27 protein-coding genes are annotated in these 26,332 nt (G+C 44.3%); 21 read left to right on the top strand and 6 right to left on the bottom strand.

What is annotated here, in order from left to right:
- Positions 1-224 precede the first annotated feature (224 nt).
- The 6 genes from MKY35_RS26150 (at position 225) to MKY35_RS26125 (ending at position 7,470) form a co-directional block, all read left to right on the top strand.
- Entirely contained in the window at positions 225-1,748 is a 1,524-nt protein-coding gene (locus MKY35_RS26150) for a M23 family metallopeptidase (RefSeq protein WP_318627806.1), read from the top strand.
- Positions 1,749-1,979: 231 nt separating this feature from the next.
- Entirely contained in the window at positions 1,980-2,711 is a 732-nt protein-coding gene (gene yycF, locus MKY35_RS26145; RefSeq protein ID WP_025723159.1) for a response regulator YycF, read from the top strand.
- On the top strand, positions 2,708-4,537 hold the full coding sequence (gene walK, locus MKY35_RS26140) for a cell wall metabolism sensor histidine kinase WalK (protein ID WP_029518931.1): 1,830 nt from the start codon (positions 2,708-2,710) through the stop codon (positions 4,535-4,537). Before yycF ends, walK begins: the two co-directional genes overlap by 4 nt.
- Positions 4,534-5,874 carry a two-component system activity regulator YycH gene (yycH, locus tag MKY35_RS26135; RefSeq protein WP_342445248.1) on the top strand — a complete coding sequence of 447 codons (1,341 nt, stop codon included), beginning with the start codon at positions 4,534-4,536 and terminating at the stop codon, positions 5,872-5,874. The genes walK and yycH overlap by 4 nt, the downstream gene beginning before the upstream one ends.
- Positions 5,875-5,892: 18 nt before the next feature.
- The gene (gene yycI / locus MKY35_RS26130) at positions 5,893-6,657 is read left to right on the top strand and encodes a two-component system regulatory protein YycI (protein ID WP_029518929.1); all 765 of its coding nucleotides are present in this window, start codon (positions 5,893-5,895) and stop codon (positions 6,655-6,657) included.
- Between the two features lie 6 nt (positions 6,658-6,663).
- Positions 6,664-7,470, top strand: coding sequence for an MBL fold metallo-hydrolase (locus tag MKY35_RS26125; protein WP_023991120.1), 807 nt, complete (start codon positions 6,664-6,666; stop codon positions 7,468-7,470).
- Here the strand turns inward: MKY35_RS26125 and MKY35_RS26120 are convergent.
- Positions 7,439-7,645, bottom strand: coding sequence for a hypothetical protein (locus MKY35_RS26120; protein ID WP_025723164.1), 207 nt, complete (start codon positions 7,643-7,645; stop codon positions 7,439-7,441). The genes MKY35_RS26125 and MKY35_RS26120 overlap by 32 nt on opposite strands.
- Before the next feature lie 502 nt (positions 7,646-8,147).
- On the opposite strand from MKY35_RS26120, the gene MKY35_RS26115 reads away from it, so the two are divergent.
- Positions 8,148-9,383, top strand: coding sequence for a trypsin-like peptidase domain-containing protein (locus MKY35_RS26115; protein ID WP_342445247.1), 1,236 nt, complete (start codon positions 8,148-8,150; stop codon positions 9,381-9,383).
- Between the two features lie 85 nt (positions 9,384-9,468).
- On the opposite strand, the gene MKY35_RS26110 is transcribed toward MKY35_RS26115, so the two are convergent.
- Positions 9,469-11,190, bottom strand: a complete 1,722-nt coding sequence (locus MKY35_RS26110) for a cellulase family glycosylhydrolase (protein WP_342445246.1) — start codon at positions 11,188-11,190, stop codon at positions 9,469-9,471.
- A gap of 232 nt (positions 11,191-11,422) precedes the next feature.
- On the opposite strand from MKY35_RS26110, the gene MKY35_RS26105 reads away from it, so the two are divergent.
- The 4 genes from MKY35_RS26105 (at position 11,423) to MKY35_RS26090 (ending at position 14,035) form a co-directional block, all read left to right on the top strand.
- Positions 11,423-12,187, top strand: coding sequence for a class I SAM-dependent methyltransferase (locus tag MKY35_RS26105; RefSeq protein ID WP_342445245.1), 765 nt, complete (start codon positions 11,423-11,425; stop codon positions 12,185-12,187).
- 105 nt (positions 12,188-12,292) lie between these two features.
- A complete protein-coding gene (locus MKY35_RS26100) occupies positions 12,293-12,460 on the top strand; it encodes a CxxH/CxxC protein (protein ID WP_013373879.1) in 168 nt (55 codons plus the stop codon).
- A 122-nt stretch (positions 12,461-12,582) separates the two neighbouring features.
- Complete coding sequence (locus tag MKY35_RS26095) at positions 12,583-13,518, top strand: helix-turn-helix domain-containing protein (protein WP_342445244.1); 936 nt, start codon at positions 12,583-12,585, stop codon at positions 13,516-13,518.
- Between the two features lie 28 nt (positions 13,519-13,546).
- On the top strand, positions 13,547-14,035 hold the full coding sequence (locus MKY35_RS26090; protein WP_342445243.1) for a DinB family protein: 489 nt from the start codon (positions 13,547-13,549) through the stop codon (positions 14,033-14,035).
- A gap of 81 nt (positions 14,036-14,116) precedes the next feature.
- On the opposite strand, the gene MKY35_RS26085 is transcribed toward MKY35_RS26090, so the two are convergent.
- The gene (locus MKY35_RS26085; RefSeq protein ID WP_342445242.1) at positions 14,117-14,461 is read right to left on the bottom strand and encodes a helix-turn-helix transcriptional regulator; all 345 of its coding nucleotides are present in this window, start codon (positions 14,459-14,461) and stop codon (positions 14,117-14,119) included.
- Positions 14,462-14,638: 177 nt separating this feature from the next.
- Here MKY35_RS26085 and MKY35_RS26080 point away from each other — a divergent pair, with 177 nt between their 5' ends.
- The 4 genes from MKY35_RS26080 to MKY35_RS26065 all read left to right on the top strand — a co-directional run bounded on the left by MKY35_RS26080 (position 14,639) and on the right by MKY35_RS26065 (position 18,257).
- Positions 14,639-15,523, top strand: a complete 885-nt coding sequence (locus MKY35_RS26080) for a DNA-binding protein (protein WP_342445241.1) — start codon at positions 14,639-14,641, stop codon at positions 15,521-15,523.
- Positions 15,524-15,650: 127 nt separating this feature from the next.
- On the top strand, positions 15,651-16,130 hold the full coding sequence (rlmH, locus tag MKY35_RS26075) for a 23S rRNA (pseudouridine(1915)-N(3))-methyltransferase RlmH (protein WP_342445240.1): 480 nt from the start codon (positions 15,651-15,653) through the stop codon (positions 16,128-16,130).
- Positions 16,131-16,203: 73 nt separating this feature from the next.
- Positions 16,204-16,335 (top strand): hypothetical protein, encoded by a 132-nt coding sequence (locus MKY35_RS26070; RefSeq protein ID WP_342445239.1) that lies wholly within the window; start codon positions 16,204-16,206, stop codon positions 16,333-16,335.
- 560 nt (positions 16,336-16,895) lie between these two features.
- Entirely contained in the window at positions 16,896-18,257 is a 1,362-nt protein-coding gene (locus MKY35_RS26065; RefSeq protein ID WP_342445238.1) for a reverse transcriptase domain-containing protein, read from the top strand.
- Between the two features lie 269 nt (positions 18,258-18,526).
- Here the strand turns inward: MKY35_RS26065 and MKY35_RS26060 are convergent, their stop codons facing one another.
- Complete coding sequence (locus MKY35_RS26060) at positions 18,527-20,131, bottom strand: DUF2075 domain-containing protein (RefSeq protein WP_342446715.1); 1,605 nt, start codon at positions 20,129-20,131, stop codon at positions 18,527-18,529.
- A gap of 172 nt (positions 20,132-20,303) precedes the next feature.
- Between MKY35_RS26060 and MKY35_RS26055 the strand changes: the two genes are divergently transcribed.
- Both MKY35_RS26055 and MKY35_RS26050 read left to right on the top strand, forming a co-directional pair.
- Positions 20,304-20,930 (top strand): hypothetical protein, encoded by a 627-nt coding sequence (locus MKY35_RS26055; RefSeq protein WP_322251668.1) that lies wholly within the window; start codon positions 20,304-20,306, stop codon positions 20,928-20,930.
- 70 nt (positions 20,931-21,000) lie between these two features.
- On the top strand, positions 21,001-21,372 hold the full coding sequence (locus tag MKY35_RS26050) for a hypothetical protein (RefSeq protein ID WP_342445237.1): 372 nt from the start codon (positions 21,001-21,003) through the stop codon (positions 21,370-21,372).
- Positions 21,373-21,631: 259 nt separating this feature from the next.
- On the opposite strand, the gene MKY35_RS26045 is transcribed toward MKY35_RS26050, so the two are convergent.
- Positions 21,632-21,922, bottom strand: a complete 291-nt coding sequence (locus tag MKY35_RS26045) for a hypothetical protein (protein WP_342445236.1) — start codon at positions 21,920-21,922, stop codon at positions 21,632-21,634.
- A gap of 514 nt (positions 21,923-22,436) precedes the next feature.
- Here MKY35_RS26045 and MKY35_RS26040 point away from each other — a divergent pair.
- The 3 genes from MKY35_RS26040 (at position 22,437) to MKY35_RS26030 (ending at position 24,645) form a co-directional block, all read left to right on the top strand.
- A complete protein-coding gene (locus MKY35_RS26040; protein WP_342445235.1) occupies positions 22,437-22,634 on the top strand; it encodes a hypothetical protein in 198 nt (65 codons plus the stop codon).
- Complete coding sequence (locus MKY35_RS26035) at positions 22,594-22,824, top strand: hypothetical protein (RefSeq protein ID WP_342445234.1); 231 nt, start codon at positions 22,594-22,596, stop codon at positions 22,822-22,824. Before MKY35_RS26040 ends, MKY35_RS26035 begins: the two co-directional genes overlap by 41 nt.
- Before the next feature lie 102 nt (positions 22,825-22,926).
- The gene (locus tag MKY35_RS26030) at positions 22,927-24,645 is read left to right on the top strand and encodes a methyl-accepting chemotaxis protein (RefSeq protein ID WP_342445233.1); all 1,719 of its coding nucleotides are present in this window, start codon (positions 22,927-22,929) and stop codon (positions 24,643-24,645) included.
- A 128-nt stretch (positions 24,646-24,773) separates the two neighbouring features.
- On the opposite strand, the gene MKY35_RS26025 is transcribed toward MKY35_RS26030, so the two are convergent.
- Positions 24,774-24,998: a hypothetical protein gene (locus MKY35_RS26025; RefSeq protein ID WP_342445232.1), complete on the bottom strand. Its 225-nt coding sequence runs from the start codon at positions 24,996-24,998 to the stop codon at positions 24,774-24,776.
- A gap of 494 nt (positions 24,999-25,492) precedes the next feature.
- On the opposite strand from MKY35_RS26025, the gene MKY35_RS26020 reads away from it, so the two are divergent.
- On the top strand, positions 25,493-26,320 hold the full coding sequence (locus MKY35_RS26020) for a TIM barrel protein (RefSeq protein WP_039272061.1): 828 nt from the start codon (positions 25,493-25,495) through the stop codon (positions 26,318-26,320).
- The last annotated feature ends 12 nt before the right edge of the window (positions 26,321-26,332 follow it).

Below are 26,332 nucleotides of genomic sequence, written 5' to 3'. Positions count from 1 at the left end.
GTGTCAGGAAGTAATTGGGGTGTAGTTGAATTCTTTGTAAAGGCTATGTTAAAGTAAACAGTGTTGTGAAAAGGTTAAATTTTTGAAACCTTTTACGCAACTATGCAATGATAGATAGCGACTAATATCATAGATGCTTGTGAATACAGGCTAGATTCATAGTGTGAAAGACCAATAATGAACGCATTTATATAGAGATAAGATATGCTGAAAAGGAGAGAGTCATGAAGGTTTTGAAGGAGCAGGATTCACCAGACAGCAGGAATGCAGCTTCCAACGTTGCAGACAAGTCTGCTGTAGAAACGGGGAAATTAGCAAAGTGGTGGAATGGTCGAAGAAAATGGCTGAGCTGGACGGCAGGCGGTGTGGTGATTGCAGGCAGTCTTATTTTTGCAAGTAATCAGTATGTCGGGGCTAACACAGTTCCTTATTATAAGGTGTATGTAAAAGGCGTCGAGGTCGGAAATATCTTGAATGAGCAACAACTTAAACAGCTATACGCAACGAAGAGCAAACAGTATAAGGATAAGTATCCCGGCGTGGATATGGTGCTCAATACGAACGCGGTAACGACAGACATTGAGAAGGCATATAAAGCGGATATTGACAGCGCAGCTACGCTGAAGAAGCTGGATGGTATGCTGACAGCGTATGCCAAAGGGGTAGAAGTGAAGGTCAACGGACAGACGGTTGGCATTGTAAAGGACAAGGCGACTGCACAGGCGGCTTTAAAGCAAGTGCAGAAGAAGTACACACCTGTGGGTGAGGGTACATCTTCAGGCATCAAGGGGCTGGTTCGCAAAACATCCGTGGGCAGCAGCCATGCGAGTGCTAGTACTAAAACCCCCAAAGCATGGCTGGAGTCTGCCAGTATCCGTGAGAAAATCGCGTACGAGCCTGTGAAAGCAGACCCGAACAAGGTGCTGACGGAGGCAGAAGCAGTCAAAGTGTTGACTGAGGGGCGTGAGGCTCCTATCACGTATACAGTGCAAGAAGGCGATTCTCTGTCGTCGATTGCAACTAAATTTAATATGACCGCTTGGGAGATTAAGCAGAACAATCCCGGCTTGCGTGAGCTGTATTTGCAAATTGGGGACGAATTGAAGCTCACTGCTCCGAAGGTTCCGGTTACGGTGCGAACAGTAGAGAAGGTCGTCGAACAGATTGCCATCGAGCCTGAAGTTGAGATTCGTCAGAGCGATGAACTGAAGGCAGGAGTTACCAAAGTGGTCAGACCGGGACAAGCAGGTCTTAAAGAGATGGACTATCGTTTGACCAAGGAGAACGGTGAGGTCGTGCAAGAGGAATGGCTCGGTCAAAAGGTGCTGCAGCCGTCTATTACTGAGGTGGTTCTTAGAGGAACGAAGGTTGTAGGAGAAGGCTCAGGACAGTTTGCTTGGCCGGTGTCCGGCGCATCGATGTCGAGTAGCTTTGGCGCACGTTGGGGACGTATGCATGAGGGTGTCGACTTGGTCGGTAGTGCTGACATTCACGCATCAGATGAAGGCGTGGTATCATTTGCAGGTCAGCAGAATGGATACGGCAATGTCATTATGATCGATCATGGCAACGGCTACCAAACCGTGTACGGGCATTTGAGCAGCATTGGCGTTCATGTAGGACAGGTGGTTCAGCAAGGCGAGTCGATCGGGGTCATGGGGAACACAGGGCGCTCGACCGGGACGCATCTGCATTTTGAAATTCGTAAAGATAATACGCCACGCAACCCAATGACGTATTTAAGATAGGTTGGATGTTTATAACGAGAGTTACATGATTTATGAGGATCAATGAGAAAGGCCATGTTTTTCTGCATGCTTAACAGTAGGTGCAGGCATGGTTTTTTTCTGCGTAAAGAAAAGGGTCTGAAGAAGTAATGGAATGACGCACGGGTATGATAGAATAGAATAAGCATCTTATAGGTACTGACAAACGAAAGTTATTATAGATGATGATCCGTGAAAAGAGGTGAACGCTGTATGCAAGGAACGATTCTGGTAGTGGATGATGAGCAGCCCATCGCTGATATTTTGAAATTTAATTTAGAAAAAGAGGGCTATCAGGTGATTTGCGCCTTCGATGGAATCAGCGCGGTGGATATTGCGGTCAAGCAGCAGCCTGATCTGATCCTGCTGGACCTGATGTTGCCGGGCATGGACGGCATGGACGTATGCCGCGAGGTGCGCGGACATCAGCTCCAGACGCCGATTATTATGCTGACCGCTAAGGACGGCGAAATCGACAAAGTGCTGGGGCTGGAGCTGGGCGCGGACGATTATGTAACGAAGCCGTTCAGCACGCGGGAATTGCTGGCACGAGTGAAGGCACAGATGCGCAGACAGCAACGCGGCGGGGCAGGCGCGTCGGAAAGCCGACCGCAGGAAGATAAGCAGGGGCTGCGTGTGGGCGACCTCTTTTTTGATACGGATATGTATACAGCTTACAAAAACGGAACACCGCTTGACCTGACGCACCGCGAATATGAGCTATTGCACTATATGGCGAAGAATGCTGGAAAAGTCATGACGCGGGAGCATTTGCTCCAGGCAGTATGGGGCTTCGAATACTACGGGGATGTGCGTACAGTAGATGTGACCATTCGGAGGTTGCGCGAGAAGATTGAGGAGAATCCGAGCAAGCCGGAGACCATCCTGACACGCCGTGGCCTTGGATATATCGTGAGCGGGGGCAAAGGTGGCCTGCGGGCATGAAATGGCTGTCTTTCTTTCGTACCATTCATGCAAAGCTGATTATTATCTATGTGCTACTGATCTTGGTGGCTATGCAGCTGATAGGGGTTTATTTTGTCAGCTCGATGAAGAACTCTCTCACGAGTAATTTTACGCAGGATTTGCAAGCACGGGCGGAGATGCTGTCCGTGCTGGCGGAGCAGGATCTGAGTGGCAGTGACGGCAAAATGGAAGAAGACAGCGTGGAAAGTCTGCGTGCACGCGTGAATAATTTGTTCGATTTCAGCGGCGCAGAAATTCAGGTGCTGGATGCCAGCGGGAAAGTATTAATTACTTCTCAGGGTTCACACGCCGATTATGTTGGACGCAAAAATACGCAGACAGTGGTCAGCCGCGCACTCCAAGGTATCCGTGATAATGAGGAGTATATGGTGGACGAGGATAATGTCCGCAAAAAGGTCGTCGCCAAGCCTGTTATCAGCCAAGGCAAGATTGTCGGCGCGGTATACATCGCCGCTTCGATGACCGAGCTCTATGATACGATGAAACGCATTAATAATGTGTTTCTCTCAGGTATGCTCATTGCGCTGGCGTTAACGGCTGTGCTGGGCGTGGTATTGGCCCATACGATTACGCACCCGATCAAGGTGATGACACGCCATGCAACGGAGGTTGCCGAGGGCAAATTCGACCAGCAGATGCCGGTATTTGGTGAAGATGAGATCGGCAGGCTCAGCGTGGCCTTTAACTATATGACAGGCCGTCTGCGTGAGGCGCTGTCCCAAAATGAAGAGGAGAAGGAGAAGCTCTCCTCCATCTTGACCAATATGAGCGACGGTGTGGTCGCTACTGATGACAATGGCCGGGTCATTCTGGTCAACCGTCGGGCCAGCGCCATGCTGGGCGTGAACGAGAACGAAATGACCGGCAGGCATATCGCGGTACTGCTGGGGATCGACCCGGAGGAAACCGAGGCCCTGTATAGCGGTTCTTCGGCCTCCACGCTCTTGCAGCTGGAGCCAGCTGGTCAGGATGAGCCCATCGTCATCCGTGTGACATTCACGCCGATTCATCGGCGGGAAATCGGCATTACGGGGACGATTGCCGTGCTCCAGGACGTGACGGAGCAGGAGGAGATGGAGACGACACGGCGGGAATTCGTAGCGAATGTATCCCATGAGCTGCGCACTCCGTTGACGACCATCCGCAGCTACGCTGAAGCGCTGGATGACGGCGCGATGGCTGAACCGCAGCTTGCAGAGCGTTTTGTGGGCGTGATCCGCAACGAGACAGAGCGTATGATCCGGTTGGTTACGGATTTGCTGCATCTGTCACGGCTTGATTCCAATGAGGCGCCTTTGCGGATGCAACCTGCGGATGTGATGGAGATGCTGGACGAAGTCGCAGATCGGTTTTCTTTTCAAATGAAGCAAAAACACATTCGCTCAGGGATGTTCGTAGAGCAGGGAATCGGTAAAGTCGTGATCGATCGGGACCAAATTGAGCAGGTGCTGGACAACCTGATGTCCAATGCGCTGAAATATACGCCAGATGGCGGAAGTATTCGGATCGAAGCTCGCCGCAACAGTGAGGGAATGCTGTCCATTTCGGTACAAGACACCGGAATTGGTATTCCCAAAAAAGACTTGGACCGGATTTTTGAACGGTTTTATCGTGTAGACAAGGCGAGATCGCGCAATATGGGCGGCACGGGACTGGGACTGTCGATTGCCCGGGAAATTGTAAAGGCACATGGGGGCCAGATTTTTCTGGAGTCGGAATACGGTCAGGGAACCTGCACGACCTTTACGCTACCCATGTCGAGTGAAGGGAGGGAAGCACAGTGAAGGAACGTTTGAAGTCCTGGACGCTTATTTTGCTGGTTGCTTCCAGCCTGGTACAGACTTATTTTTTGATTTACCGCCTTCCAGGCAGTGATTCTGTACTCACTTCAGAAACGAACTATGTCAAAACCGAAAGCATGGGGCAGGAGGAAAAGATTGAGAACCTCGTGTTTCCTGATAAAATGCTAATTCACCAAGGTGAGAAGAAGCATACCGTTTTTTATCCGGGTGTTACTTTTTACGATTTAATTTATACACGGCTGGAAAGCCGAAGCTTTAACAACTTTCAACGTCGAAGTATTCAATCGGCGGACTGGGCGCAGATTCGCAGCGAAAACGAAGGCATCGAATTATCCTTTTCAGGCGGAGTCCCGGTTTCATTACTGGAGCGGGTTATGCGTCTGACGCCGGATTCGGTGTTTCAGGGAGAGACGATTAACCGCATTTGGATCTATATAGACGAAAAGAATGCCAAGCCACACGCGCTCTTTTTCAGTGCCAGAGGCGATGTGGTGTATGAGGCGAACCAGTTCGATATGACGGTAGAGGACATCCGCCAGCATGTGAATTTCGGTAAAAATGCCCCGTTGTACGAGTTGGTGAATAATCAGTACTACATTCCCGTGGACGATCTGGAAACTACGCAGCCTGTAGTGCATGCTGGATTGTTTACGACAGAGCAAATGCAGCGGAATTTGTTTTTCGATCCGGGGATTACGCGTAATATTCAGGAGAAGGACGGCTCCCAAATTTATACGGATAGCAAACGTAGTCTGCAAATCAAGCAGGAGCAACGTTGGATGAGCTATACCGATCCGAGTGCGCCAGGAGCGGGTGGAAGCAGCCCGATTAGGGATGTGCTGGCCGCAGTAGATTTTGTGAATCAGCATGGCGGTTGGGATGCTTCGTATCAGATGAAATTGAGAAGCAGCGATGAAAATCGTACAACTGTGATGTTTCAGCAGTATTATGGTGCTTATCCAGTGCTCGACACACCATCGTTCCGCTTTGGTACGATTTCGCTGCAAATCCAGCAGGAAACGGCATCTGTCTATGAACGTTCGTTGCTGTATCTCAAGGGGGGAGAGCAATCCTCGAAGAAGGTTATGCTGCCGGGCGGCGAGCCCTTGAAGAAGGAACTGGAAACTGTAGGCAAAGGGAAGACGATTCGGGATCTGACTCCCGTATATCAACCGGAGCTGACCAATGATGGATTGAAGCTTGCTCCTGAATGGCGCGTTACGTTCGGTGACGGTTCTGTTGCAGAAATTCTTGCTGTTCCTGTAACGACAGCATCCAACACAACACAAACGAAGCCAGACCGGGAGACAAAGAGGTGACAGGAAGGGGGAACGGGAATGGATTGGAGCCGCGCCAAGAACGTATTGATCTGTACATTTTTGCTGCTCAATGTGGTATTGGGTTACCAATTGTGGCATGATGCGCAGGAAACGGCAGGGCCGAGTCTGGATTTTACTTCATTGGATGAAAATACGCAGCGTTTAATGGAAGAGAAAAGCATTCAGGTGCTGGCTCCGATTCCCGGCGATACCCCGCAGCTGCCTAAACTCTCTTACACATACGTTCATAGTGGAGAAAAGGATGATCGTGTGCAGCTGGTGAAGCCGGTGGACAGCAAACTGGTATTCACTCATGATGCGCTAGTGGAGGCATTGGAGCCACAAATCAAGGATATCGATAACTTTCAGTATGATCCGCTGGATGTTCAGGAGGAGTTGGCATCCGGACAAGCAGATGCTTTTGTACTTCATCCGCTGGTTCAGGGCAAATGGCCGCTATTTAATGTGAAGCTGGCTCTGTTTTACAGCAATCAAAAGATTACAGGGTATCGCAAAATTAAGGTCGAGCTCCAGCCTTCGGATGAGGCGAAGAAAATGCTGCCTGCGTCCAAAGCACTGGCAAGGCTGATCGATGGCTATTTGCCGCGTGATACGATTGTGAAGGATATCCGGCTCGGTTATTACGGACAGACCTTTAACTCCGATAGCCAGGTGGCTGCCCCCGTGTGGCGGTTTATGCTGGACAACGGGAAAGGTGTGTATTATGTGCAGATGAACGGAGATGTCATTAGTCCAAAGACAGAACATACAGAAGGGTCTTGAACAGATATGGGGATTTCATTTACCGTGCTGTCGAGCGGTTCGACCGGCAACGCTACCGTTGTGCGGAACGAAGACACGACATTGCTCATCGACGCAGGTCTCAGCGCGAAGCGTATTGACGAATTGCTGAAAGAACGCGATCTGAGTGGAGAAGAGTTGGATGGTATTTTGGTCACGCATGAGCATTCCGATCATGTTAAAGGACTAGGCGCCATGGCGCGTAAATATAATTTACCTATATATGCTAACGAGAAGACATGGTTTGCCATCAGCAATGCTGTTGGGCAAATTGCAGACGATAACCGCAGAATATTGGAGACAGGCGCAACGCGGGAATTTGAGTCATTACGCGTGGAGTCTTTTGGTATATCCCATGATGCGGCTGAGCCTGTAGGATATAGCTTTTATGATGGGGCAGAGAAGCTCAGTGTAGCGACCGATCTTGGCTATGTCAGCGACAAAGTGAAACAGGCGATATCAGACGCGGATGTATTGGTGCTGGAGTCTAATCATGATGTGGAAATGCTACGTATGGGTCGCTATCCGTGGAACATCAAGCGCCGTATTCTCAGCGATATCGGTCATTTATCCAATGAGATGGCGGGCGCGATTCTTAGCGAGCTGCTGACAGGCCGTACGAAGCGAACGTATTTGGCACATTTGAGCCGCGACCACAATATGATGGAACTTGCGAAGTTGACTGTACGCGGGGCGATGGAAGACCGCGGCTGTTTTTACAAGGACAGTGAATTTCGACTGTGCGATACGTACTATGATCGTCCTACACCTTGGGATAAGGTAAGTGAGCCATAAAGCTGTCCAGCTCGGCGGCTTTGCGTTCTACCTCTTCACGGGTCACTACGCCTTTGTCCACCAGTAGTTCAATCAATGTACTTAGCGCCAGTGTATTGCGGTAATGCTCGTCTTTCAAATCCGCAAGCTTGGCAGCCATGCGAACTTCATCCATAGCCGAACGATGTGAATTCATCATATATTCCTCCTAAAAAATATTTTAGAAATGGCGTGCAATGAGCTTGGTTCTGCCTGTGGTTTTGCTAAGTGCTGTGATACAATAAAGCTAACAACAGAAAGCTTTCTGAAGGAAGGCTCTCATCGAAAGTATAGGCAGCTTTAAACGGACGGGAACAGGCCAGAACGTCTCTATGAGACGATCATTTTGTAATAGAATAGAAGACTTGTTACTATTGTAGTCCATTGGTTTGGAAATCATTCCTCTTTTTTCCTCTATTCGGAGTCAGATTCGGCGTGTATGCTAATTTATGAGATTCGGTTGCTTAGGAAGGCACCATTTGTGGTGATTAATAAGTAGGCCGGAACGATTGGTTGCCGGATTCCGATGATAAGGGATATTCAATCCATTTGAGATGTTCAACGGAGCAGGTTCTCTGTAGCATAGGTTGGCGCAAGCCCGAATAGCCCTAATTTTTTAGTGAGTGTCGGTGCATGACAACGAAGGGGAGAGGATTAGCATGGGCTTGTTTGAGGACGATTTTTATTCAACGAAGGTATCCACACGTGCGGCTAAAAAAATGGCATTTAAGGCGCGCCGTGGAGGACGGGGACGTTGGCCACACAGGAAGCGTGGAGTAAGTCCGGTGCAAGCTGCTGTCATTAGCGGTGCAGTCAGTGCAGTGATTGCCGTGCTTCTGTTCAGTTTTATTACAGGTCTGCCCTCCACTACAGCGGTAAGCGGAGCCAGTCACTATCCCTTGCGGCAAGCAGCGGGTGACCCGTATGACCGGATTGTGCAGGCGGCAGCCAAGGTGCGCCCAGCCGTCGTTAGCATCGTGAATCTGAAAGATGAAGAGGGTAAAAGTACGGAACAATCCGCGCTTGGATCGGGTGTCATTTTCCGAGTGAGTTCGGGCAAAGCCTTCATTATGACGAATAACCATGTGGTCGAAGGATCAGATGATCTGGATATTGTAACGGTAGACGGTGTCAGAAAAGAGGCAAAGCTGATCGGGAAGGATCGCATTAGTGATATCGCGGTACTGGCAGTTGACGATAAAGGCATTAGCACAGTAGCCGATATCGGCGACTCCAGCAAACTTCGTCTGGGTGAAACGGTCATTGCTATTGGCAACCCGCTTGGCTTGGGAGATACACTTACCTCCGGTATAGTAAGCTATACGAATCGCATCATTCCGATTTCCATTAACCAGGATGGCGTATATGACTGGGAGCAGCATGTCATCCAGACCGATGCAGCGATTAATGAGGGAAACAGCGGCGGCGCGCTAGTCGATCTGGACGGACGTGTGATTGGCATCAATACGATGAAAATCGCTGATACTGGTGTTGAGGGACTTGGTTTCGCCATTCCTGCCAATGAGGTAATGAAAACGGTGAATGAACTGGTCGAGGACGGCAAGATCACCCGCCCTTATCTGGGGGTATACACGGTCGATCTCAATAATGAATATGCACCGCTGGATGAAACTCAGCGCAAGGAGCTCAAGCTGCCGGACAGCGTGAAGAATGGGGCAGTTGTTCTGGAGGCCCACGGTCCTGCCAAGGAGGCTGGCTTGAAGCTGAACGATGTCATTACAACGTTTGATAGCGAACCGATTAACTCTACGCTGGATTTACGTCGCTATTTGTACGATAACAAGAAGATTGGCGATGAACTGAAAGTTACTTTTTACCGGGCAGGCAAGGAAGAAACGGTGACGTTAAAATTAACAGATAAGCCGGAAGGCTAAGGTATGATTATAGGTTTAACTATAAAAAGGCGTTCACCGGCTTAGTTCCGGGAACGCCTTTTTCGGTCTTCTGCTGCGCCTTAAATTAAGATGTCGTTCCCGTCACACGGGTTCCGCTCTTGGTGATCTTGTATGTCACCACATCGCGGCTCCAGAAGTGGAACTTCAGCGTGACTTCACCATCTTTTACACTATTAAAAAATTCAGGCAATAGCTTGATCCCATTGGCATCATAGGCAGGGGAAAAGGTATTGCCAAATTCTTTATAAGGTGTCCAATCCTGTGGACCGGCATTACCACCATTCGTATACACGGCTTCCATCGTGGCAAGCTGGCTACCACGGAAGTCTGTTGGAATGGTAAAGGCTTGAGTAGTCCCTTCGACAGCACTTAATTTTGGGGTATCATACACGACTACTTTGAAATTCCAGTCTGCCCCCTTGTTAAACTTAGCGGTAATGACGGCATTCTCCCCATATTTACCGGAAGTGGTCAGGCTGGTGAGCAAGCTGGCCTTGAACGTTAATGTATCTCCGCTCAGCGTATAGTCGGCGCCCTGTGTCAGTTGCTTGCTGTTAGCACTGAGTGTGTTCAGCTGATTGCCGTTCAGGTTTAAGGTGACCTTGGTGTCCTGAACAGAGGTGCCTTTCTTCAAGTGAATGAGGTCACGGTCTGCATTGGAGGAACGCCCTTTTAGGCTGGCTTTAATAACATTAAAGAGTTCGGGATCAGACCATTTGTACGTTGTGCGATTAAAATGCTGGCCGTTATCCCAGAGTATGCCTGTTATTTTCTTCTCCTTCATGTAGTAGGTCAGGAACTCGAAGAATTTTAGCTTTTCGCCCTGTTCAATCACGCCTGTATGTTTATCGAAGCCAAGCAGGCCATATTCACCGACAATGACCGGAATCTCCTTGGCTACAAAGGTGTTATAGACGTTATCAAAGGTTTGGATGATATCGTTTTTAGTATCTTTATCAAAAGTAGTATGGCCTGCAATATTTACACTGAAAGGCCAATAACCATAATAGTGGACGGTGGCAATCAGGTTGGGATCGTTCAGCTTGGTTATCGTGTTGTACAGCTCATTGATTTTGGCCTGAGCAGGTGCGGTGTCCAAACCAGGCAGAACAAGGGGACGAGTGGCATTGTTACCACCGGAGGCGCGGACAATTTTGTGGAAGGACACATTCAGTTCCTGGAGCATCTGGTTCGCTTTCGCTTCATCGGTTGTTCCGCCTTCGGTGAAACGGGGCTCGTTAATGCTTTCGAACATCAGCTTGTTAGGCTGATCTTTAAAGCGCGGGGCAATTTGTGTCCATAATGCGTTATAGCGAGCCAGCACCTCATCATGTTTGGGTTCCATACTGCTTACCCACGTCCATGAATCATGATGGACATTGATCATGACGTACAGATTGGCGTCCAGTGCCCAGCGAACAACCTCTTCCACACGGTTCATGTAGGCAGACTCAACGGTATAGGTCGGCGCGGCTCCAATGTGCTTATCCCAGGTGACGGGGATGCGTATGCTTTTGTACCCTTGGGCAGCAATTTGCTGAATCAACGCCTGAGTAATGCGCGGATTACCCCAGGCTGTCTCATCTGCCCCGACAGCATCCAGAGAATTTCCTAAATTCCATCCAGGCTGCATGGCTTCCACATACGATTGCATGCTGCTCGCAGCCGCAGCTTGCGGTGCTTGTCCGTCAGATTCGGCAGCAGCGGCAACGGATGCGAACGTAGATAATAATAGGGTGATGGCAAGCGTCAACGACAGCAATGAAACGGGTCTTCGTTTTAACATAACAGGCCCCTTTACAAAGTTATTTTTGAAAGCGCTTTCTAATAAACACTACCACACTATTTGAATATGGAATACCTGTATAATTTATATAAAAATCATGTGTTAATTAGATATTTTAAATTTGTAAGCGTTATTATTGAAAAAATACAGAAATGAGTGTAGAATCTATGGCCCTACGTGGATTGTAGTATAGCATCGGATTTGTAAATACAAAAGAAAGAAGGAGATGAATATGAATAAGTGGGACACGGAAGAGGCCATTCGACGCTGGGATATGCATGCAGAAAACTTTACGGCCAAGTACACGGAGGAAGGGGATCGGTCTCGTGAAGTGTTGCTAAATCCTGCTTTGCAAGAGTGTATGGGATTGATCGCAGGCAAAAAAGTGCTGGATGCCGGCTGTGGCGAAGGTTATCTAAGCCGGAAAATGGCCAGGACGGGTGCTTGGGTAGAGGCTGTCGATTACTCGACAGAGATGCTGAGGCTAGCCAAAGAGCGAACGCCGTCAACGTTGGGAATTACATATCACCATGGCAATCTGGAAAAGCTAGAGATGTTCGGGGACCAGAGCTTTGATCTGATTGTGTCCAATATGGTCATACAGGACTTGGCTCATTATGAGCGGGCGATTGCCGAAATGCGGCGGTTATTAGTTCCAGGAGGCAGCTTTATTTTTTCTATTCTGCATCCATGCTTTCTGACGCCTCAGAGTGGATGGGTGAAGGACGAGACAGGGAAAAAGCTGTATTGGAAAGTGGATCAATATTTCAACGAAGGCCCATTGGAGCAAGCGATCCCTTATGATCAGGAAGAAAAGCTTTTGTACTTTCACCGTACGCTGGGCAGCTATGTACAGACCATTGTTGAGGCAGGCTTGTTGTTGGATGGGATGATCGAACCGAAGCCGTCTGCTGACATGCTGGAGAAATATCCCCATTTCCGTGAAGACCTGAACGTCAGTAATTTCCTCATTTTTAAGACCAAACGTCAGGGATAGTGGGCAAGCCCTTTCCTTTCCGCGTCAAGTGTGGTAGAACAAAAGAAGGCAGTTTTGACACACTTACAACAGGAAGAGCTTCAAACGGAAAGGGATGCAACTGGAATGTACGTGGTATGTAAAGAGCATGTGGAACTGGCAATTGATATGTTCGTCGATGAATACGAGGATGCACCGGATGTCGTCGATCTCAAGGAAACGAAATTTTCGGATTGGGACCCTCCAGTGAAGTGCAAGGAATGTGAGAAGAAAGCCGAGTTTTTGGTCGTCTAAAAAACAAGCACGGGCGTTTCGGGCAGAAACGTCCTTTTTGTATACCAGGATTTATTGCAAAAACACTCATACATAGAGCTATATTTATCCCTACCACGTACTGAGACAGGAGTGAACGATGGATGGACCCTTTACTGCATTCGTTATTTCGTCCGCTTCAAGTCAATGGAAGTGATTTGTCCACGTATTATATCGAACAAAAGCCGTCTGCCGCGCTGAAAGCTTACGTGGCCTGTTATTGGGAGTCCGGTCCGGCTAATAGGGTGGTAGAGGGGAATCTAGCAGCTTCGTACGAAGACACCGCTTTGTTAAGCCTGCCGCAGGAAGAAACCATGGAGCGGGTATTACCTGACGGCTGTACGGATATTCTATTAGAATACGATCCGGTGAATAAGCGTCAGGAACTCTCGTACTGCGGGACATTTACGCAACCATTTGTGTCTGCCAGACAAGCAGGGTCCGAGACACGTATTTTTGCGGTGCGATTTTTTCCGGGCGGGGCGCATTATTTTCACGGGATGCCGACTCACTTGTTTACAGGCGGTAATTATCGCTTGGAAGATATATGGCCTGAGAGCATCACCATCATAGGTGAGCGCATTATGGAAGCGCAGAATTTCAATGAACGGATGCGCATAATGGATAAGTATCTTAACCAGCTTCTGCTGCGCCAACGCACGAACGATTGTGACCTGATGAAAAACTTGCTGCATCGCATCTTTGTGAGCGATGGGAGTGTAGGGGTTAAGGAGCTTGCGGAGCGTGAGGCGATAAGTGAAAGGCAGATCAATCGTAAGTTTGGACAATGGATCGGAATCAGCCCCAAAAAGTTCAGTGAAGTCGTCCGCTTCCAGAGCGTTCTGCACAGTATCCAAAGCGGCGGGGGGCTGGATTGGACGGAGATGGCATTGAAGCATAGCTTTTTCGATCAGGCGCATCTGATCCGCGATTTTCGCAGGTTTTATGGAGACTCCCCGCTTACCGCAGCTAAGGATTTACGGAGGTTGTCCGATTTTTACAATACACGCCCAGAGGCTTCGGCTATACTCAAAATATGAACAAGAATGGCAAAGGAGAGATGTGAATATGAGTGGAACGCTGCAAGTTCGAGATCATTTGCTGAATGAGCTGGAGACGGGAGTACGGACGGGGGAAGCCTTGATCCGTAAAATACGCCCAGAGGATTGGAACTTTCGTCCGCAAGAAAATTTCCGCTCACTACTGGAGTTAGTACATCACTTTGTGCTTATTCCTGCTTCGGATCTTGCGATTATGCAGGAGAAGTCTGAGGGTGAAGTGGGAAGCATTGAAGGCAGCCTGTCCGGGGTGGAAGATCCCGAGCGCTTAGCTACGACTTTCAGGCAGAATTTTGAGGCTTATAAGGCTTACATTCTATCGCTTAGCGAAGACGATTATCTGAATCGTTCGACGAAAGCTTTCTATATGGAGCATGGACATTTGCAGGTTCAATGGCAGATTGAGACCGTGACCCATGTGTTCCATCATCGTTCGCAGATTTATAATTATCTGAAGCAACTGGGACATGAAGTGAGCTTTTTTATGTTGTACGCTTAAGTATCTTTTATAAAACGTTTGGAGGGCACCTGTGAGGTGCTCTTTTTTTGTTTTATTCAAGGCTTTTTAGGGTGGAATGGCTTAGTCGAACGCACGTGAAACTTCTTTACTAACTCGTCTGAGAATTCCGATTTGCTTCTCATTCAACCTGCTGGTCAACGCAACAAACTCATCTATTGCCTCTTGCCGAATCGTTTCGTCTTTAGTCATATGTTCTTTGGAAAACATTAATTCACTGATCGACACGTTTAAGGCGGTTAACACCTTTTCCAAGGTATCAATCGAAAAGTTTCTTTCGCCTCTTTCTAATGCACCAATATATCGATAGTCCAAGCTTGCGATGTCAGCCAGTTTTTGCTGTGTTAGTCCCTTTGCATTTCGAATAGCACGGATTCTTATACCCATTTGCTTGCGTAATTCTGTCATATAACCACCTCATAACAAGCTTATGGAAGATGAAGTATAAAAGTCAGGTCAAAATATATAGTAAAAATGGTTTATATTACGCATTTTAAGTAGTATAATTAATTTGTTTAGTCACTCCTCACGAGTGGTTAGCGACTCTAAATCGATAATGAGGATATACTAGAGGAGGTAATATTTTTGCAAGAGGACATTCTAAAATCACTCAAACCGGACATCATTGTTGAAATATTAGAGATGGCTGTGGCTTTTGAAAACTGGAAAAAGGTGATGGAGACGGCGGATATTTTGTACCAATGTGTACAGCGTATCTATGAAGAACGGCAGTATCATAAAGCAATGAAATTATCCATCCCGCATGTCCATTTAGAACGTCCGTTGGTATATTATTTCGGGCTCAGTCACCTGATGTGTGGAATGGCTCACCAGAACCAGGGTACATATGAGCAGGCAAGGGAGTGTATCTATAAGTATGCTGAGCTGGGGTGGATGGAGGATTTAAAGGAAGAAGACATTCAGGTTGTCGAGGAGTTCAGGTTTTTAGCCAAAACTAATTTATATGCAGTAGATATTTTGTCTGGAAATATAGAGCTGATCGAGGAATACGTAGCCTTTTTACAGGATAATCTAGAGGAAATATTACCGGGACTGAATACCATTTTACAGGCAGCGCTTATGTATCATTTGGATGTAGGGGATATTTTACATACGTTTGCAGAGCAGATTGATGAATTCGGGAGTTATGAAGACGCAGAGAACGTATCTTACTATTATAGCTACTGCTATCACTTGGCTTTGTACTATCGGAAGTGTGGCAGATTACAGGATGCAGTGGGACTTACTTTGCGGGCGATGCAACTAGCCGATCAATCGGGCAATGATGGTCAATTTAAGAAATGTACAGCATTGTTCGAATCATTACGGGAGTCATCGACAGCTGAACAAATCAGCGAATATCGACAGATACTAATGCAGAGTCTTGATGATTATGAAACGGGTAGGCACTTCATTGTGAAAAGGAAAATGAATGATCCGCTATGGTCTGAACAGGGGATAGGCTCTTAACGGAGAGGAAATAGATAGGTAAGAGACGTTTCAGGTGCTAAAATAACTATGTTACAGGTATGTTTTTAAGTTAGGGATCGTAAATGCGATTTTACGTTATCATTCGACATAGATAGGGGTATGGAATTTGTTTATTCAGCTTATAGGTGTTGGCAAGTTAAAAGAGAAATATTTAGTTATGGGCATTCAGGAATATGCCAAACGGCTAGGACCATACATCAAGTTTCAAATGATCGAAGTATCCGATGAAAAGGCTCCTGACACACTGAGCGAGGCGGAAGTCCGACAGGTCAAGGAGCGAGAGGGCGAGCGTATTCTTGCCCATGTGAAAAGTGAAGCACACGTGATTGTGCTCGCCATTGACGGCAAACTGTGGAGCTCGGAAGAACTCGCAGAAGAACTGGACAAGCTCGGCACTTACGGCACAAGCCATGTTGTCTTCGTCATTGGCGGCAGTCATGGTCTCTCTGACGAAGTCCTCCGACGTGCCCAGCAAAAGCTGAGCTTCGGACGGATGACCTTGCCACATCAGCTGATGCGATTGGTGCTGGTGGAGCAGATTTATCGGGCGTTGAAGATTAATCGCGGTGAACCATACCACAAGTAATAGTAAAGCAGAAGCGGTCCATATTTTTTGGATAGCATAATGATATAATTTAAACGGGAGGCGATGATTTCTTATGGCAACGGCAGATCAAATTAAAATGCTTGTTAAAGCTCATATTCATACTCCTGAGCAGTCCATAGATTTGTATACTCCAATCTTAACTAAGATTAAGGTTAGTACTCCTATCTCTGTAAATAAATATTAGGAATATCAAAGGGCTATAAAGTTAAGCTGTTTTCTTTTCATATTTATCATCTTAATTACAGAGAATTTGATGTTTGCCGAATCCCCACACGGCTCTTATGCTTGAATTGTGAGCAAACAGCTGAGGTTGAAGGGGAAAGTTAAAATGTTATCGTGGGATGAAATTCAGGATCAGTACAGATCTTGTATTAAGATGGTAGCGAAATTTAAATCTTCCATTGTGGAAAATATATGAACTAGTGGTATAATGAAAAGGCCTCATAGAAATTGTGTTGAGGGTTTATGGTGAACAGTTGTCAAGCTTTATCCAAGCGACATTTCTTGCGATTCCTATCAAGCAGGCAATAGCGACGGACAAGGTTAAGCAACTCTGCATATGGACATCGACACCTCCATGTGTATCTAACTGCCATTCTACTATACACTCTATAGTATAACTAATAAGTGAATTAAGTAGCCTTGTTGTGTGATAGAAATTGAGCACAACGAAAATGGTTCTTTTGAAGTCTAGAAATAGAATCCAATTGAGACTAAATGTATGCAGGTGAGGGGTAACTGAGTATGATTCAGAGTAATAGGCTACGATTACAAACCCTTACTTGCTCTGCGAAAATTGATGCAAGTAGATTTCGGACTAAACGATATACCCATTTCGACAATAAAATATCCATCAATAGAGTAATTAATGACATAACTAATCCATGTTGGGTAACAAAACATGGATTTTATCCATTTATCCATTTCAAAATTGAATTCTTTAAATATAATAAGGAAAAAATGGAAAGAAGATCTAAAACACGAGATATATATTACGCTTCACATATTGATAGTTATATTTACAAATATTATGGAGATAAATTGAATGATAAATATAATGATATAGTAAAGAAGTTAGCTATAAATGAGGTAGCTACTGCGTACAGAAATAATTCGAGTGGAAAGAGTAATATCCACTTTGCTAAAGAAGTAATTGATTTTATTAAGAGTCAAAAAAATGCTTTTATTTATGTTGCTGATTTTACTAAATTCTTTGATGAACTAGACCACAAATATCTAAAAAGGCAGATACAAGTAGTATTAGAGGAAGATAAATTGCCGGATGATTATTATTCCGTATTTAAAAATATTACTAAATTTAGTTGGGCGGAAAAAGAAAAAATAGAAGCTGTCTTGAAAAAGAAATATAGAAACAAGGATAAAAGAAAGAAGTTAACTAGATATTTTGACGAAAAAGATTTTAGAAAATTTAGGAGCTCAGATAATGAAAATATTAAGTTTAACAAAAATGAATATGGAATACCTCAAGGAGCTGGCTTAAGTTCAGTTTGTTCAAACATATACCTTTTGGATTTTGATAAAAATATCAACGAGTATGTAAAGGGTAACAACGGCTTATATAGAAGATACTGCGATGATTTAATTATTGTGATACCTTTTGATGGGGAAATTGAAAAATATGATTATAATGTGCACATGGAGTTTATAGAAGGTATAAAAATACAGACCCCTAGATTAATTATTCAACAGGAGAAAACAAAAAAGTTTATTTATTCAAATAGTCAGATTTTCGATGAGAGCTTTAATAAAGGAACTCTTGATTATTTAGGTTTTTCATTCGATGGACATAATGTGAAAATTAGAGAGAAGAGTTTATTTAAGTTTTACAGCAGGGCGTATAGGAAAGTTCGATTATGTAATTGGAAAGCAGATGAGCATGAGAGGAAGAAGCATAGAAAAGGTCTCTATAAAAACTATACCCATCTCGGGAAGACAAGAAAAGAAGGATATGGGAACTTTATAAGTTATGTTTCGAGAGCACAAAAAATATTTGATGTTAATGCTACAACGCACAATCTAATGGAAACTCAGGTTGAAAATCATTGGAAGAACATAACAAAGCGATTAAACGATCCATCAAAATAAAAATATGGGCGGAACGATTCGATTATTATTTTGTACAAAGGTTTAATTGAGAGTACATTTCCAGATCATTTTTTCATATTGCAAGCCCGAGATAGATTCATAAATTAAGTATTAGAGGCATCCATTTATGGGTGCCTCTAAATTTAGCCGTTATAGCGTGTAAGGTGAACCGTATTACAAGTAGGGCGAAATTTAAGCCAGCAGATGAGGTATTTAGATATGTTTAGACCTTTCATGAGACCACTGCTTATGCTTGGTGCATCGGCTCCTTACCTTTCAACTAAAGACAATAGCTTCTTTCTTAGTTTAGGGTCTGTAGCGTAAATATAGAGTCCATGGATACCGCGCTTCATCAACACATTAATTGAATTTAAAATGATATCTTGTTTAGCTTGTTGTATTTCCTGCGCAGAGAGATCACTTCGTGAGTTAAAGGCGCCGACATCCTTATATTTAGTTGTATCAATAAGGATTTGGTCCGTATGTTCATCATACCCGACTGAAGGACCTAGTATGACACCTACATAATTTAAATCAAAGCCTTGGATGGTATAGATAGAACCTACTTCATGAATCGTATCCTCTTTCTCCGCCCAGGTCGTGCCGCTAACTGGAATATTCCAAGGCATTTTCAATCCGTCTGTCTCAACGTAGTATACCTGTCCGTCCTTTTTGTGTTCATAATCAAAGGTCGCAACTATTCGGGACAAGCCAAACTTTTTGTTTTTGTCCTCAATCGCTTTCTTCATTTCAAGAACATTGCTGAAAATCTGCAAGTCATATGTATTTTGACTTACTTGTGGCATGTTAATCAGCTTCTTTGATACAAAGCTGTCAATCCAGTTAACAAACTCAGGCTTGGCATTCATTCGGAATTGATCTTCTAAACGAAAGGTTTTAGAATGATATTTTTCAGTAATTTCTTTTAACATTTTTTTGTTCCAGTAGCTTTTGATTCTTAGAACCTGTTTCGGGTCAAAAATGACGATCGTTATTTTGCTTTTCTTGATAATTTCCTCGAGATGATTATTCCCTTTGAAGTTGTTATATCGATCTTCCTTAGTTAAAAGCAAATGGGCTTCGTCTACTAAGACAATATTAGCTGACGTTATTTTTTGATCATTAATGAATGTAGTGGGCTTCATAACTTTGTTCTTTTTTATATTAGGAAGGCTTTTAGCCAGACTATGATAAGTCTTTAGCATCTCGCTATGGTTCACTAATAAGTAATTATTTGTACCGTAGAGAACAGAGTCACTGTCATTGGCATAGTCCTGAATAGTATTAAATAGAGAACTTATTAGCACACTTTTTCCGGTTCCTGCTTCACCTTCAATAGTTAATACTTGCGAATCCGTTTTTTGAATATTTTTCTTGCAGAAATTAAGGATTTGATTCTTAATCTCAAACTGCTGATCGGATAGTTCTTTAAAGGGCGAGAGCTTATAGGTATCCCTATTCTTTAATTTTTCAATAGGTTCTTTTACAATTTCTTCATCTCTGAGTTTTTCCCATATTTCTGTGAAAACACCTTCATTGTAGTAATGCTTTCGATAGTAATTGTGTACCTCACTTTTTACCGTCTGGCTGACATTCTGAAGCCTGTATCGATTTTCTGCGATCAAATAGTTAATTAAATTAGTCTCAATATTATAGGTCGCAGACTGGTGGAATCGTTTATGTCCAATAAGTATGGTTTGCTTAAGGCCCTTGCGCTGGGGATTACCCAAATGCTTTTTTAAGCGCCGTTTAAATTGAACCGTCTCGCCAACATAAGCCTGGAGCGAGTGGTGATTATAAAGAATGTAGATAATGGGATGGTTGGTTAGCAAATCTTCCTCTATTTGTTGTGCGTCATGTGAAGAAAAGCCTATTTTTTAAAAAATAAGTTTATTAGTCATGTTAGCCACCTGTAGAATCTAGGAAATTAGTAAAGACTACTACAGTATACTATATTTAAATGCTCTGTAAGATGTGCAGCACTTGAATAGTTAAGGTGTATTATTTTAAATGGCTTGATATAGTTTAGAAGAAAGGATGATAGAGATGCCAAATGATAAACAACAGCTTCACAAGGAATCGATCAAGTACCTAACGACTGCCTCCCTTCGCGAAAATGATCCTAAGTTTATCTGCACAATAAATGATCTAGCCTATGAGCTTTTAACAACAGATGAAGTAGGTTTGATAGAGCAGTTGTATTTTAAAATGAAGAATATTGCCCTACGAAATAAGATTCTGTATGGTTTAATCCGGTGCAGACATTTGGAACTGAAGGATTTCTTTCAGAAAGCCTATAAAAAAGAACGATATTTGGATATGAGGCTGCTCGCGATCCATGGATTAGTACAGTATGCGCCAGAAGAAGAGATCGAAAAGGTCACGGACCATTTTCTTAAGATCTTGATAAAGAGGCCGGAGACTACTCCTTATAACTACTATGAATATGAGTTTCTAAGGTCTGCTTTCGGGTTTCCTCTTCTAATTAAAAAATACGGGTATTCCTGTTTTGAAAAGGTATATCAACAAGTCGAGAAACAATATCAGGATATGCCAGAAGCATTTAAGGGGCATTTGACCTTTGATGAAGATGGGAAGCAAGTTTCGTTGAGAACTCCGATGAAAATAAAGCAAATGATAGATCGTTTTTATGAATCACGAAATCTTCGATAAGCTGAGTCCAAGAAGTTGAAAAGCAGCGACGACTATAACAATGATGAGGTTTGTTGAAAGGAGAATAGAGATGACCGTAAAGTTTACTTTGAATTATACGGATGGAGATTTCATCGAAACCATAGAAGTTCCAATTTATAAAGCGTATCGCAAGGGTACTTCTTTTCAACTGTATCATTTAAATCGCAACCCTACTCGTATTGAACACAAGGAATTGTTGGTTATCGATGAATCGGGGATTGCCCCGGAGTGTATGTTTAAAAGTGTTACAGAATTTTGTGAAAAAATTATCCCCTATTTATTGAATAGGAAAAATGAGTCATTGTTTTTATTCGGGGAGTATTATGATGCAGAGAAAGATAAGATGATGGACATTGATGATATTGAGATTCCCTGTTTAATAGGCGGGGCAGCCACCTTACAAGAAGAAGAGAAAAAGTAGTCGGATTTGAGTCGGTTTTCAGAGAAACAAACTGGAAGAATCGCTCCAAAGCAGGAGGTTACATATGAGTTCTATTCTAAAAGTTATAGAAAAGTTAAAGTTGAACGCCTTGAATATTGAAGATGTCCCAGAGTCATTAACAAGGATAAACTATTCCGTGAATTTCAGATGCTTGAAGCATTGAAGGGTATAATACCCTGTTCCTAGAGTATTGGACATTTGGTACGGGGATGAAAGTACTACTGGAGCATTGCTTCTTTCAGCAATTCAAGGTATGCCTTTCTGCGGAAATATGATATTTATGAAAAAGCTCAGAGATGGTGGTATGAAAACCTTCTTCAAATTTGCTGTTCAAATCTTCTCTAAATACGTTTTCAACTTTCAAAAAATCTTTCGGTAATTCACCTTGTTGGCGGATATAACCACTCATTGTATAAAACAATTTGTCTGCTAGAAAATTCAATTCGTTATCAAAATAGATAGAGAAGGTGAATTTGTCAGATTTACTAACTTCCTCGTAGGTTTTAGCAATCTTGTATTTCTCCCTCAATAGTTCAACAACTTCTTGAAAATCGAAAATATCGAAATATAATGCTAAGCCCGATTTCTTAAAGAACTTATCTGATATAGGCTCTACTTTACTTCCGCCAGTGGTAATCCGCGAAGTATTTGGGGGCCGTGATTATGCAACTATTCATATTGAGCCAGTGGCCGATACGATAAATTTTTCTCGGTATTCGTACCGAAGTTTAAACATCCAAGACATAGAGCGCTTATCTGCGGTCCCGATTTTCCTAATGAAAGTCTTCGCATTTTATTTCATCTCCCAATCATGTAGAGTTTCTTTCCTTACTAACTCTAGTAATTCGTTATTAACCTTATGATAACACTATAGTTAATAATTGTAACGTTTAGCATAGGCATTATTCGTTATGTGTTAATAAAGCAGCGCAGTAATCCGATAAAGTAATTACACCAAGTTTCCTTGTATATTCGACATCATTAGACAAACTGGGGGCAGTGGTTTTTATGAGGAATAGTAAAGTATCGGGATTATCCGGGAAGTGGGCACGAATGCGGAGCAGGTTGCCGCATCATCGAAAGAGCTGACAGCCAGCGCGGAACAAACGGGACAAGCTATGGAGCATGTTGCGTCCATTACAGAAAAATTAGCCGAAGGAGCGCAGACGCAGGTGAACAGCATCGAAGCCAGCGTTACGCTTGTTCAGAAGATGGATGGGGAGGCTACGCAAAATTGCTGATCGTTCCATTCATGTCAAGGGATCTGTGGATGTAGCATCGGAACTGGCCTCCAAAGGGAGTCAGGCGATTGAATCTGCGATTCATCAAATGTCCGCTGTTTCAAATAATGTAAGTGAGATTTTAATGGAGGGCGTAATAGATATTTATGCTCTTAACTTGGTTTCTAGCAATTATACGATTTCCGCATAACTTTGAGGTTTAGAAAGTGGCAAACGATGTCGAATATTATTTCATGTTACCTCGAGAGGGACTAGATGGGAGTGAGGCATAATGAGAGGTAGGAAGTTCACGATGACGATCAGGAACAAGGTAATTCTAACGATCGTCGTTACTGTAATCACTAGCCTTGTGATCGGAGGCGTTGGGATTTACAATCTGAAGCGGGTACAATCCTCGCTTGAGGAGAGCCTTAGTATTAGGGCGGAAGTCATTGATCTTATTCGTACAGCGGATATCGACCTATATCAGATGCTGTTGGCAGAACGATCGCTGTACAGTTATGAACCAGGGTCGGAACAATTTTTAAAACAGCTAGAAGATTACGGAAAACAAAAGGAGTCGGCAAAGAAGAAGCTTAATAAGTATAAGTCAATTGGAACTATTTTTGATAATGAGGAAAAGTTGATTCAAGACTACGAAGCGACGGTTGCAGCGTATGAATTGGTCTCCAAGAAAGTGATTGACGGATTATCGTCAAAGGATTCAACTGTCCGTGAAAGGGCGAATCTCCTTTCTTATCAGGAGGGCAACGAAAAGTTTGACCAGATGGAAGACGCTTTGGATCACATAGGCGATCTGTACTACGATGATAATCAAATCATGTTGGACAGCACACAAAAACAATACAGCTTCCTGCGATTGATCAGTATCCTCTTAACATTGGCAGGCTTGATCGCTTCATCGTTGCTTGGTTATTTGATCATCCGATCCATCCATCATCCAATCCGTTATTTGCGCGGACGTGTCCGAGAGATTGCGGAGGGCAATCTGGCCGTCGATATACGTACCTTCTCCCAGGATGAGCTTGGGGAATTAACCGCTGATTTTAATATAATGGTATCTCGTATGAAAGAACTCATTTCGACAGTAAGCCAATCGATTGGCCATGTAAATACTTCCGCTCATGAACTTACCTTTATTGCGGAACAAACAACGGCAACCGGCGAGGAAATGACGTCAGGCATTAATGAAATTGCAGTTGGTGCTTCTGAGCAAGCGTCCTTGACAGAGGCAACGAGCCGTGAAACGATGGCGCTATCGGACACCATTGAAAAGGTAAATGTAAGGAACAAAAAAATGACCAGCCTGTCTTCGGAGGCGGAAATTGTCTTAAGAGGCGGCATGGATAAAGTAAAGAAATTACAGGACCACAATCTCCAAACGACAGAAGCAAACCAACTGGTCGTACAACATATTGAAGGCCTGGCAGAACAGATGCTTACGATTTCCACAATCGTACAAACGATTAATGAAGTATCCGAGCAAACGAAGCTCCTCGCATTAAATGCGAGCATAGAAGCGGCGCGTGCCGGCGATTCCGGAAAAGGATTTGCAGTCGTCGCTACAGAGATTCGCAAGCTGTCGACCATGACTTATGAATCAACAGAGAGAATTAACACAACTATTGCACGCCTCAAAGCAGATGTTTCTCAAACGTTGCAGGTCATGAATCAGACAGAGGTGGTTATCTCCGAACAATCTCTTATTGTTCAGGAGTCGGGAACGGTATTTGAATCGATTATGGATATGCTAAAGGAAATCATCAGCTCGATTCAAGAGATGGATGGGGATATAGGGCAGATGAATGTTAGCAGGGAACAGGTCATCTCATCCATTATCAAGATATCCGATGTAGCTCGAGACGCAGCTTCTGCCACAGAAGAGATAAGTTCGGCTTCTAACGATCAGAGTCAAGCGTATTCCCATCTGCATAGTGCAGCTGGACAATTGAAACAATCAAGCCAACAAGTGAGCGAAATGATCAGCAGATTTCGAATTGTACAAGAATAATTCGTACTGAGAATAAGAAAAGGAGCTATCTGACTACGGATGGCTCCTTTTCTGCCCTCGTTGATGAAAAGCGTGCGTACCGTCTCACCTCTAGTGGGGGTGGGTGGTGCACGTGATTACCAATGCTTTTATTCAGCTTTAGTTGCTTGTGCACGCACTGGTTTAAAAATAGACAGTAGGAAAATGACTAACCCTGCAATACCAATTCCTAAAACGGTGTTGAATGACTGGCCAGTGTAGAAGCCACTACCGAAGTAGAAAATTTCACGTAACCCCTCAGACGCAAAGCGAATCGGCACCCATGGACGAATGAAGTTTACGAAGAAACTTGGAAGCATCTCTTGTGGTGTCATTAAAACGCGAAATGTTTGTTTACGTGTTAGCATTTCCTTCTACCATTTTAAATTGATCCTACTATTATTTATGAAAAGAATATATTTGGAAAGTCAGTCTAAAAAGCCATCACCACAAGGGATAGCCAAAACTTGCCGTTACAGATAGCGCGTGAACCGTATCATAAATAAGGTGAAACGGAGTTCCCACATAGGCGTAAGGCTAATTTGGGTCCCGCAGGCAGAAGTAAGCCAGTGCTCCAGCGAAAGTAATGTGGACGCGATTATAATTACAAGAGCGCCTAATCCTTAAACAGGACAACAAAAGCAGGCCAAACGAGCAGATTTACTCGTTGAGGCTTGTTTTTTTGCTCCTATAAGAGCTGAGTAGCCCACATTAGGAACCGGCTGATGGCATTTATTTATTTTCGAAAAGGCATTGAAATCTTTGTAACCCTTAGTTATAATACAAGACATAACAATTAAAAGCGCTTACATGAGAGGGGGTGAAGCAAATGAAGATTGCGGGAATGAATATTACGTACAGGCATTTTCCTTTCGAGCACTTCCTAGATCAAGTGGCCGAGCTCGGGATCGAGCACATCGAGCTGTGGGCGGGCGAGCCTCATTTATACGTCTACCGGAATGTTCTTGGCAACTTGAGACACATAAGGCAGCAGTTGAAATCCCGAGACATGAAGGTCGTCTGTTATACGCCGGAACAGTGTGTCTATCCCTTCAATATTGCCGCCTCCGACTCCCAGCTGCGGCAGAAGAGTATCGATTACTTCATAGATAATCTGTACGCGGCTCTAGAGCTGGAGACCAACATGATGCTTGTGACTTCAGGAATAGGAGACTTCGCTGTATCGCAATTGGAATCATGGAAATATGCAGGCGACTCCATCTATCAGATATCTAGGGTGGCTGAGAAGGAAGGGGTGACTTTAGCGTTGGAGCCTCTGACCCGATTCGAATCGAATCTAATTATCGATGCTAAGGGTATCAAGAGGATGCTGGAGGAGATCCGTTCCCCGTCATTAAAAGGGATGATTGACACCGTAGCGATGCAGCTCGCTAGCGAGACACCCGAAGATTATTTCTCCCTACTCCCGGAGATGGTTCATTTCCACCTGATCGATGGTGACGGCTCGTCTGATGCGCATCTAGCTCTAGATGATGGGGTGCTGAATTGGCGGGAATATCTAACCAGTCTTCAGAGCCATAATTATGAGGGAGCTTGCACACTAGAGATTATGGGGTTCAATTATTATCAGAACCCGCAGGAAGCACTTAGGGAATCGGTCAGGAAAATAAGGGGAATGGAAGTCTTATCACCTTGATTTGGAGGAACT

Origin of the sequence: Paenibacillus sp. FSL L8-0638, assembly GCF_038593075.1 — a bacterium.
In the GTDB taxonomy this organism is placed as follows: domain Bacteria; phylum Bacillota; class Bacilli; order Paenibacillales; family Paenibacillaceae; genus Paenibacillus; species Paenibacillus polymyxa_D.
This window is presented reverse-complemented; position numbering and strand designations above follow the sequence as displayed.